The sequence below is a fragment of the Caballeronia sp. genome (genome assembly GCF_049581465.1).
In the GTDB taxonomy this organism is placed as follows: domain Bacteria; phylum Pseudomonadota; class Gammaproteobacteria; order Burkholderiales; family Burkholderiaceae; genus Caballeronia.
The window spans coordinates 1-10,260 of record NZ_JBAUSA010000969.1; the positions used below are offsets into that span (position 1 = coordinate 1).

At 61.5% G+C, this 10,260-nt stretch carries 9 protein-coding genes; 5 read left to right on the forward strand and 4 right to left on the reverse strand.

Going from position 1 to position 10,260, the window contains the following annotated elements:
• The coding region (locus tag WCA53_RS23795) for an ATP-binding cassette domain-containing protein (protein WP_423916245.1) at positions 1 to 470 on the reverse strand (470 nt) is incomplete at its 3' end.
• A 92-nt stretch (positions 471 to 562) separates the two neighbouring features.
• On the reverse strand, positions 563 to 1,588 hold the full coding sequence (locus WCA53_RS23800; protein ID WP_423916263.1) for an ABC transporter substrate-binding protein: 1,026 nt from the start codon (positions 1,586 to 1,588) through the stop codon (positions 563 to 565).
• Between the two features lie 217 nt (positions 1,589 to 1,805).
• On the opposite strand from WCA53_RS23800, the gene WCA53_RS23805 reads away from it, so the two are divergent.
• Complete coding sequence (locus WCA53_RS23805; RefSeq protein ID WP_423916248.1) at positions 1,806 to 2,882, forward strand: lactonase family protein; 1,077 nt, start codon at positions 1,806 to 1,808, stop codon at positions 2,880 to 2,882.
• A gap of 27 nt (positions 2,883 to 2,909) precedes the next feature.
• On the opposite strand, the gene WCA53_RS23810 is transcribed toward WCA53_RS23805, so the two are convergent.
• Positions 2,910 to 4,379, reverse strand: a complete 1,470-nt coding sequence (locus WCA53_RS23810) for a mannitol dehydrogenase family protein (protein WP_423916250.1) — start codon at positions 4,377 to 4,379, stop codon at positions 2,910 to 2,912.
• A 94-nt stretch (positions 4,380 to 4,473) separates the two neighbouring features.
• On the opposite strand from WCA53_RS23810, the gene manD reads away from it, so the two are divergent.
• From manD to WCA53_RS23830, 4 genes are all read left to right on the forward strand, one after another.
• The gene (gene manD, locus WCA53_RS23815; protein ID WP_423916252.1) at positions 4,474 to 5,682 is read left to right on the forward strand and encodes a D-mannonate dehydratase ManD; all 1,209 of its coding nucleotides are present in this window, start codon (positions 4,474 to 4,476) and stop codon (positions 5,680 to 5,682) included.
• 53 nt (positions 5,683 to 5,735) lie between these two features.
• Positions 5,736 to 6,782 (forward strand): L-idonate 5-dehydrogenase, encoded by a 1,047-nt coding sequence (locus tag WCA53_RS23820; RefSeq protein WP_423916254.1) that lies wholly within the window; start codon positions 5,736 to 5,738, stop codon positions 6,780 to 6,782.
• Between the two features lie 157 nt (positions 6,783 to 6,939).
• Positions 6,940 to 8,238, forward strand: a complete 1,299-nt coding sequence (locus WCA53_RS23825) for an MFS transporter (protein ID WP_423916256.1) — start codon at positions 6,940 to 6,942, stop codon at positions 8,236 to 8,238.
• Between the two features lie 33 nt (positions 8,239 to 8,271).
• Entirely contained in the window at positions 8,272 to 9,111 is an 840-nt protein-coding gene (locus WCA53_RS23830; protein WP_423916258.1) for a GntR family transcriptional regulator, read from the forward strand.
• Positions 9,112 to 9,166: 55 nt separating this feature from the next.
• Here the strand turns inward: WCA53_RS23830 and boxA are convergent.
• Positions 9,167 to 10,260: benzoyl-CoA 2,3-epoxidase subunit BoxA (gene boxA, locus WCA53_RS23835; RefSeq protein ID WP_423916261.1), on the reverse strand; the 1,094-nt coding region annotated here is incomplete at its 5' end.

The window sequence follows — 10,260 nt, forward strand, 5'->3', positions numbered from 1 at the left end:
GTCAGGGAGAGATCGCTAACGACGTCGGTGCCTGAGAGCGCATGACCCGGAAAGATCGCGTCGAGTTGCGCCTCGATAATGCGCCGCGCCCGCTTGCGCCAGCCGATGCCCTTTAGCTGGGGATGCATCGGGCGCATGTTCTCTTCGATCGTGAGATTCGGGCAGAGAGACAGTTCCTGAAACACGCAACGCACGCCGAGACCGCGCGCGACGTCGGCGCTGTACCCGCGCTCGTGCCGGATTTCGTCGTGCTCGATGTAACCGGCATTCGAGCGCCGGGCGCCGGAGAGGACCGACATCAGGGTCGACTTCCCGGCGCCGTTGTGCCCCGCGATCGCGACACACTCCCCGCGCATGAACTGAAAGTTCGCATTCTTCAACGCTCGCACAAGGCCAAACGACACGTCTATGTTGCGCACGGCGATCAACGGTTCGGCAAGTTGTCCGACGTGCGGTTCTTCGAGTGACATGCTGTCTCTATGATTCATGGCGGATACCGAACCGGGAATGGGGATTCGACTAACAAACGGGCCCAACCGCAAGCGAAACCCGTTAGGCTTGCTTACGGCTTCGGCTGCGACTCGATGAGCTTGACCACCTGATCACGGGTAAATACGTTGCTCGCGACGGTTCCAGGCGCCGTGGAAGCCAGCACCTTGTCGACCGACGCCGAGGTCACGGTGAGTGTCGGAAGTGACATGTCATGCGGCAACGGATTGCCCGCAAGCAGTTGTTGCGCGACCCAGAATGCAAAGGTCGACGAGCCGGGGTCGGCCGCGATCGACATCGTCTGATAGCTGTCCACGCCCTGTGTCTTCCACCAGGCGAGTTCTTCCTGCCGGTTACCGAGGATGATCGTCGGCATCTTGCGGCCTGCCGCCTGGAATGCGCGCGCGACTCCGTAGCCATCGCCTCCCTGCGTCACGACCGCGTCGATCTGCGGCAACGATGGCAATACACCCGACACTTCCTTCTGCGCGACAGTCTGCGTCCACGCACCATAAACTGAACCGACAATCTTCATAGCGGGATACTTCTTCACCTCATCGACGATGCCGCGATGAATCTCGTCGTCAACCGAGACGCCCGCCAGCCCACGAACTTCCAGGATGTTGCCTTTCCCGCCGAGCTTCTTTGCGAGAAAGTCCACCTGCACCGCACCCATCTGATGAAAGTCCGCGGCGATCCGATAAGCACAGGGCTCGGTGACGATTCCGTCGAACGAAACCACGACCACGCCTGCTGCGCACGCCTGCTTGACCGCGCCATTGAGCGCGGTAGGTGAAGCCGCGTTGATCACGATCGCCTTGTATCCCTGCAACACCAGGTTCTGGATCTGCTGCGCCTGTTCTGTCGCCTGATTTTCCGCTGTGGTGAACGCCGGCGCATCGGCGATCGTGCCGACTTTCTTCGCATCGGTGGCCACCTGCGCCCAGCTCTTCAACTGCTGCTGACGAAAGGTGTTGCCAGCGTAGCTATTGGATAGCGCGATCTTATCTTGCGAGGTGTCGCCCGTTGCCACTTTGGCCGAGACGCCGGTGGCAATGAACGCCGTGCCAATCGCGGTTGCGACGATGACTTTCTTGATCGACATGCTTGTCTCCTGGGAGTAGTGAACCGCCGCTGTGAGCCAGTCGCGAGTCTCAAGACGCTTGCTGGCGAATCAGGCAGTAGTGAATACTAGGCTTGAACTCTACTACCATACAAGTAGGGTTTAACCGAAGATGTACTTCTTTCCGTCCGCCTCCTATGCTCATTGCATGACTACTCGAACGCTTGTTTTCGTCGGATGTTTGAACCGCGCCGTGCCCCATTTCGCAGCGGCCAACGGGCGGGGAATCGTCACGTACAGCTTCGATGAAGCGACTGGCAAGCTTAAGTTCCTGGCTGAAACCACGGACGTCGCCAATCCGACGTTTCTCGCCGTGGTTGAGCGCCGCGGCCTGCTTTATGCAACCAGCGAGCTGTTCGGCGAGCCCGAGGGGCTTGTCAGCGCGTACCGCATCGATCGGGGTTCCGGGGCACTTGTGTTGATTAACCGGCAACCTACGCGCGGAAGTCTCGCCGCGCACTGCAATGTCGACCGGCAGGCGACCACGGTGCTCGTTGCGAACTACGGTCATGAGACGCCAGAGGAAACGCCGCGACGGCAGGTCGCGAGTTTTTCATTGCTGGATGACGGGGGCTTGAGCCCTGCATCCAGCGAGTTTGTTCATACCGGAAGTGGGCCGAAAGTGGATCGCCAGGGCGTGCCGCATGCTCACTGCGTAGTGCCCAGCCTCGATAACCGCTTTGCCATCGTTACGGATCTCGGCACTGACGAACTTCTCGCCTATCGGATCAATGCCGATCAGGGTCGGTTGGAACCGTCCGGGGTGCCCGCTATGCGCATGAAAGCGGGCTCGGGCCCACGCCACTTTGTATTCCACCCGGACGGCGTTATCGCGTATGTCGTCAACGAACTCGATTCGACCCTTTGCCGTCTCGCGTATTCGCCGACGAGCGGCGAGTTGCGCCTGCTCGACACGATCGATGCGCTCCCAGGAAAGCCCGGCGCGGGTCAGCCGGCGGATCTGCATATCGCGGCGGACGGGCGCTTCCTCTACGCGTCGGTGCGGGGCGAGGACGCCATCGGCATCTACAGGTTGGAACACCCGACAGGCAAGATTGTGTCAGCGTCGGTTCACCCCGCTGGGGGCAAGACGCCGCGCAACTTTGCGCTATCGCCGTCGGGGCAGTTCATGCTCGTCGCGCTACAGGACAGCGACCGGCTGGTCGTCTACCTCATCGATCCCTCGACCGGTGAGCCTGCCGAACAGGTCGATAGTGTTGCAATCGGCACGCCGATGTGTGTGAAGGCCGTGCGCTTTGCGCCGGCCTGAGAAACACCTTGAGAGCTGCGTCAGTCCTCAGCCTCCCACTGTTTCGATGGCTTGCCGCGCACCACCCTGCAACAGCTTCACGGCATCCAGCAGCGGGCGGCGGAAATCCTCGCGGCGCGCGAGTACGGGCGGAAATACTTCCTTGACGGCGAGCATCGTATCGATCAGCAGTTCGGGTTCCGTAGGAACACTGGCAGTAAGGCGGGCGGCAAGCGGATCGCTGATCTCGTAGCGTGTGCCGTCGTCGGCGTGGCCACGCAGGAACACGAACCATGCGGCGACGGCGAGCGCGAGCCGGTCGATCGACTGGCCCGCGTTCAAGCGCGCTTCGATCGTCCCTAGCAGGCGCGGCGGAATCTTCTGACTGCCGTCCATCGCGATCTGCGCCGTGCGGTGCTTGAGCGCCGAGTTGGCGTAGCGCGCCAACAGCGCGTCACGGTATGCGAGCAGGTCGAACGAGGCCGGTACGTCGAGCGTCGGCGCGATCTCGTGCGTCATCGTCGCGTGGATCAAGGCCTTCAGTTGAGGGTGCGCGATGGCCTCGTCGATCGTCTCGAAGCCCGCGAGCATCGAGAGATAGGCAAGCGTCGAATGCGTGGCGTTCAGCATGCGCAGCTTGGCGAGTTCGAACGGCATCACGTCGTCGACGAGTTGCGCGCCGACTCGCTCCCAGGCGGGACGTCCCATCGGAAAGTGGTCTTCGATCACCCATTGGCGGAACGGCTCGCAAGGAACCGGCGCAGCGTCGTCCATGCCGAGGGCAGCGCGGGCAGCGTCGCGGTCGGCATCGGTGGTGGCGGGCACGATGCGATCCACCATTGTCGAGGGAAACGCGACTTGGGTTTCGATCCACGTGGCGAGGTCGTCGCTTAGCGCACGCGCGAACGAGCAGACGACCTTTTTCAGCGCCGCGCCGTTGTGCGAGAGGTTGTCGCACGAGAGCACAGTGAACGGGGGTGCCCCGGCGTCGCGGCGCCGCCTAAGCGCGGCAGTCAGGATGCCGGGAACGGTCGACGGCTCGTCTGGATGCGCCAAATCATTCTCAATGCCCGGGTGGTGCAGTTCCACGTCGCCGGTTTGCGGGTCGCGGCAGTAGCCCTTCTCGGTGACCGTCAACGAGACGATGCGCACGTTGATATCGGCCAGAAGCTCGAAGAGCCGTGTCCGGTCGTGCGGCATCGCAATCACTTCCTTCAGCGCGCGAATCGCCGTGACACGCACGCCTTCGGGTCCGCGCTCGACCACGCTGTAAAGCCCGTCCTGCGCCATGAGCGCATCGCGCTTGCTGACGTCGCCTTGCAGCGTCACCCCGCAAATACCCCACTCCCCTCCCGCCGCGAGCATCGCTTCTTCGGTATAGACCGCCTCATGCGCCCGATGAAAGTTGCCGATCCCGAGATGGACGATACCAATAGCCGGATCGCGCCACGTCGGCGAAAGCACGTGGTTGGTCAACGAAGTAAGAGCAGCGCGGCAAAGGGTCGATTTGGCGTTCATCTTGACATCCGGAAGCGGGAAAACCCGTGGTTGACGATTGGATATACTTGTATGGTAGCATCGATTCCAACGAATGCTACTCAAGGAAATCCCCATGAAAATCGTCCGCGCCGATGTGATCGTCACGTGTCCGGGCCGCAATTTCGTCACGCTGAAGGTGGTGACGGACGAAGGTGTCTATGGCATCGGCGATGCCACGCTCAATGGTCGTGAACTGGCGGTGGCGTCCTATCTGAAGGATCACGTGTGTCCGCTGCTGGTCGGGCGCGATCCGGGCCGTATCGAAGATATCTGGCAGTTTCTCTACAAGGGCGCCTATTGGCGGCGCGGTCCCGTGACGATGACGGCAATCGCCGCCGTCGATGTGGCGCTCTGGGACATTCTCGGCAAGGTGGCTAACCTGCCGCTGTACCGGCTGCTGGGTGGCGCCTCCCGGGAAGGCGTGATGGTCTATGGACACGCGACGGGCCGCGACATTCCCGAAGCGCTGGAGCGTTACGGCGAGCATATCGAAGCGGGCTACAAGGCGATCCGCATCCAGTGCGGCGTGCCGAACATGCGCTCGGTGTACGGGGTGTCGAAGGGCAACGGCATGTACGAGCCGGCGACCAAGGGGGGCGTGGAAGAGCAAGGCTGGTCGACGGAAAAATACCTCGACTTCGTGCCGAAGCTCTTCGAAGCCGTGCGCGAGAAGTTTGGCTTCGACTCACATCTGCTGCACGACGTGCATCATCGGCTCACGCCTATCGAAGCCGCGCGGCTTGGCAAATCGGTCGAGCCCTACCGGCTCTTCTGGATGGAAGACCCGACTCCCGCCGAGAACCAGGCCGGCTTCCGGCTGATCCGCGAACACACGGTAACGCCGATCGCGGTGGGCGAGGTCTTCAACAGTATCTGGGATTGCAAGCAGCTGATCGAAGAGCAATTGATCGACTATATCCGCGCGACGCTCACGCACGCGGGCGGCATCACGCACTTGAAGCGCATCGCCGACTTCGCTTCGCTCTATCAGGTACGTACGGGCTGTCATGGCCCGTCGGATCTGTCGCCGGTCTGCATGGGCGCGGCGCTGCATTTCGACCTGTGGGTGCCGAACTTCGGCGTGCAGGAATACATGGGCTTTCCAAAGGAAGCGCTCGACGTGTTTCCGCATGCGTGGACTTTCGATCGCGGCATGATGCATCCGGGCGAAACGCCGGGACATGGCGTCGATATCGATGAAGAACTCGCAGCGAAGTATCCGTACGATCCCGCGTATCTGCCCGTCGCGCGTCTTGAAGACGGCACGCTCTGGAACTGGTGATTTCACGCGGTCCCGTCAGGGCCGCACTGCTAACGATACAAAGGAGCAGCACGATGTTTGCAGCCGTTCTTCACGAACCCAAAAAACTTCTCATCGATGAACTCGATGCCCCTCAACCGCAGCCCGGCCAGGTGCAGATTCGCGTGCGCGCGGGCGGCATCTGCGGATCTGACCTGTCGTATTACTTCAAGGGCAAGAGCGGTGACTTCGCTGTGCGCGAGCCGTTCGTGCTCGGCCATGAAGTCGCTGGTGAAGTCTCCGCGCTGGGAGAGGGGGTAAGTGGTGTGAGCGGTTTGCGCGTCGGACAGCGCATCGCCGTCAATCCGGGGCTCAACTGTGGCACATGTCCCTATTGCGTGAAGGGCATGCCGAATCATTGCCTGAACATGCGCTTCATGGGCAGTGCCTCAACGTTTCCGCATATGCAAGGGATGTTCCGCCAGTTCATTGTGGTGGAGGCGCGCCAGTGTGTGCCGGTGCCCGAGGGTCTCGACTTCGCGATGGCTTCGATGGCCGAGCCGCTCGCCGTCGCGCTGCATGCGCTGCGTCAGGCTGGGTCGCTGGTCGGCGCGAAGGTACTGCTCGTCGGGTGCGGGCCGATAGGATGCATCCTGCTGGCGGTCGCGCGGCGAGCGGGTGCGCACCGCATCGTTGCCGTCGATCTCGCCGACAAGGCGTTGCAGATGGCGACGACGCTCGGCGCCGACGAAACGGTACTTGCCAACGACCAGGCGCGCATCGACCAATGGTCGCAGCAACGCGGCACGTTCGATGTGGTGCTCGAAGCGTCGGGCAGTCCCGCTGGACTCGATACGGCATTGCGCGCAGCGCGTGCAGGCGGCACGGTGATCCAGGTCGGCAATCTGCCCGCCGGGCAGTCGCCGGTGGCGGCGAACCTTGTGATGGCCAAGGAGCTTCGCTACCAGGGCTCGTTCCGTTTTACCGATGAATACGCGGTCGCCGCCGAAGAACTCGGCGCGCACAAGATCGACCTGCGCCCGTTGATGACGCACGCGTTTCCGCTTGAAGAGGCGAACCGCGCGTTCGAAGTGGCGCACGACCGCACTCAGTCAATGAAGGTCCATCTGCACTTCGACTAACCAGAGACTCGAACCGCCCGGCAAAAAAAGAGGCGGCACAGCAAGCATCTTGCATGGGATCGGAGTAAGCGCTTTGCACGGGGCCGGAGTAACGAGCTTTGCATGGGACCCGAGTAACGAGCTTTGCGCGAACTCTGGTCGACACAGGAGACGTATCATGATCAAGAGCCAGCGATGGTTCGTCGTCGGTCTGCTGTTTCTGGCGGGCGTGATTAATTATCTCGACCGCGCGGCGCTTTCGATTGCCGCGCCGCTGATCCAGAAGGACCTGAACTTCTCGCATGCGCAATTGGGCATCGTGTTCAGCAGCTTCTTTCTCGGCTATGCGCTGTTCAATTTCATCGGCGGCGTCGCCTCCGACAAGTTCGGCGCAAAGAAGGTTTTCGGCACCGCGATGGGCATCTGGTCGATTTTCTGCGGCGCGACAGCGCTCGCGAGCGGCCTTGCCTCGCTGATCGTGCTGCGTGTACTGTTCGGCATGGGCGAAGGCCCGTTCAGTTCATCCAACAGCAAGATGGTGAACAACTGGTTCCCAAGGCGCGAGGTGGCGAGTGCGATCGGCGTCATCAGTTCGGGGACGCCGCTGGGTGGCGCAGTCGCGGGGCCGGTCGTTGGTTACATGGCGATCCGGTTCGGCTGGCGCTGGGCGTTTGTCGCGATCATGCTGTTGGGGCTCGCATGGCTCGTGCTGTGGTCGTTCAGTACAACCGAACACCCGCAGCAGAATAGCCGCGTGAAGGCAGCAGAACTCGACCTCATTGTCGCGGGTCAGCAGCACGCTTCGTCGATGGAAAATACGCCGGCAGGTAAGAAAGCGGGCTTGAGCTTCTATCTCAAGCAGCCGATCATCCTCGCCACCGCGTTCGCGTTTTTCGCATACAACTACGTGCTGTTCTTCTTCCTCTCGTGGTTTCCGACGTACTTGACCGAAGCACATCACATGTCGCTGCATGACATGAGCATTGCAACAGTCATTCCGTGGCTGCTCGGCAGTATCGGGCTCGCGGCGGGCGGCTTCATTACCGATTTCATCCTGCGCCTGACCGGCAAGCCTCTCCTGTCGCGAAGAATCGTGCTCTCCGTGTGCCTCGGCATCGCGGCGGTATGCGTGGCGTTTGCCGGACATGTGCAGAGCATGGAGGGTGCGGTCGCGCTGATGTCCGTGTCGATCTTCTTCCTGTACGTCACGGGTTCCGTCTACTGGGCCGTGATCCAGGACACCGTGCGGCGCGAGAATGTCGGCGGCGTGGGCGGCTTCGTGCACCTGCTCGCCAATCTCGCAGGCGTGATCGGGCCAGCGGTGACAGGGTTTATCGTGCAGGCGACGCACGGCGCCTATGGCAGCGCGTTCGTCCTGACTGGAGCGGTAGCGGTGCTTGGGGCTTTATGCGCGCTGCTCTGGATTCGCGAGCCAAAAGCACAAAAAGATCCGGCGCAACATAAACTAGTATGGTAGCGTTGAGGGATCAGTTTACCGGCACATTTACGTATGAAAAATGCCAACTTGTCCGCCAGTCTGGGTGCAAACGGTGGGGCGGCTTCACCGGCAACCCCACGGACCCTGGCTCGACCGCGCGCCGCATCCGGTGACTTGCCAAAAGCGTCGCTTCTCGGCGTGCTAACAGGCGTGTCTGTGGAATCGCATGAGCCAATTGGCAAGCAGATTTTCCGCTCGTTACGCCAAGCGATATTTACCGGCTTGCTTGCACCCGGTACACCACTGTCGGAAAAGGAGGTGTCGGAAATGTTTCACGTTTCTCGACAACCGGTCCGCGAGGCGTTTATCAAGCTGGTCGAGGTTGGCGTGCTTCAAGTGCTGCCGCAACGCGGCACCTTCGTTAAGCGGATTTCACCGCGCAAGGTGCGTGAGGGGCGCTTCATTCGCGAGGCGATCGAAGCGGCTGTCGTGCGTAAAGCTGCTGTTGCGATCACCGATACCCAGCTAGTGGAACTGGCGGCGAATCTGCGTGAGCAGAAGGCCGCGTCAAAGGCCAACGACACTGCCGCGTTCCTCGCGTGCGACGAGCAGTTCCATTTCCTGATTGCGCAGTCGATCGATTGTGTAGCGGCGTGGGACACTATTCAGGACATCAAGGCACAGATGGACCGGGTGCGCTACTTGAGCCTGAACGAGGTTTCTCCGCTCGACTTGCTGATCAAGCAGCACGCTCACATTGTGAGTGCGTTGAAAGCGCACGATCCCGAAGCGGCCGAACAGGCGATGCGGGCCCACCTCCGCGAAATTCTGGTGTCCCTTGGGCCTGTCGCCGAGCTAAATCCCGACTGGTTCGAGCCGGATGAGCCGGAACTCGTCGCGTTGATGACCTGAAGGGTTGTCTTGACGTGCGGCCCCAGGACAAAACGGACCGCGCGGCGCGAGCGCATCAATACGTTTCCAGATGCAGGCGGCCTTCGCGCTTAAGGACTAGCCACAACGCGTCCCAGTCCATGCCGTGCTGGCTTGCTACGTCCTGCAATGCGGCCAGCACGCCATCTTCCATCCCCTTCAGGCCGCACACGTAAATGTGCGTGTTGCCATCCTGCAGCAACCGCGCGACATCTTCTGCCCGTTCCCGCATGGCGTCCTGCACGTAGCGCCTGGGCTGCCCCGCCGCTCGTGAAAGCGCGAGCGTGGTATCGATAAAATCCTTTGGCAGGTTCACGAGCGGCCCGAAGTACGGCAACTCTTCCTTGGTTCGCGCCCCGAAAAACAGCATCAGCTTTCCGGTTGCGCCTTTCAACCGCCGACGCCGGCGATACTCAGTCATCGCGCGCATCGGCGCCGATCCGGTTCCCGTGCAGATCATCAGCAAGTGCGAGTTTGGATGGTTCGGCATGAGAAATGTGCTGCCGAAGGGGCCGATCACGTCGACCTTGTCGCCCTTTTTCAGGTCGCACAAATAGTTCGAGCACACGCCGGAAGCTTCGTTGCCCTGATAGTCCTGCGTGACGCGCTTTACCGTTAACGAGAGATTGTTATAACCCTTGCGCTCGCCATCGCGGGGACTCGCAATGGAGTACTGGCGTGCGTGGTGCGCCTTGCCATCCTTCGCCGCGCCGGGCGGAAGAATGCCTATGGACTGACCTTCCAGGACGGGAAACGGCAAGGTGCCAAAATCGAGCACGATATGATGGATATCGCTGTCGCAATTGTCCGCCGTCAACCGATAATTGCCCACGACCGTCGCCGATACGGGCGTCTTGTGCGTGTACAGATTGATGTAAGGCTTCGCGGCCGACCACGGTGGCACGGTCGAACCCCGCACCACGTCGACCTCGATGCCGCCGGCTTGCGGGTCGCTCTCCCCCTGCACGCCCGCGTCCTGCACGGCATCGAGTGCAGCCGCGGCCGTCGTGTTCTGCGCCGGCAATTCGTCCCACTTGAACTGCTCGTCGATACCGTACGCATCCGCCTTCAGCACCGTGCGCCAGTTGTCGATTGCCCCAGTCGGACAAGGCGATACGCACGCCATGCAGC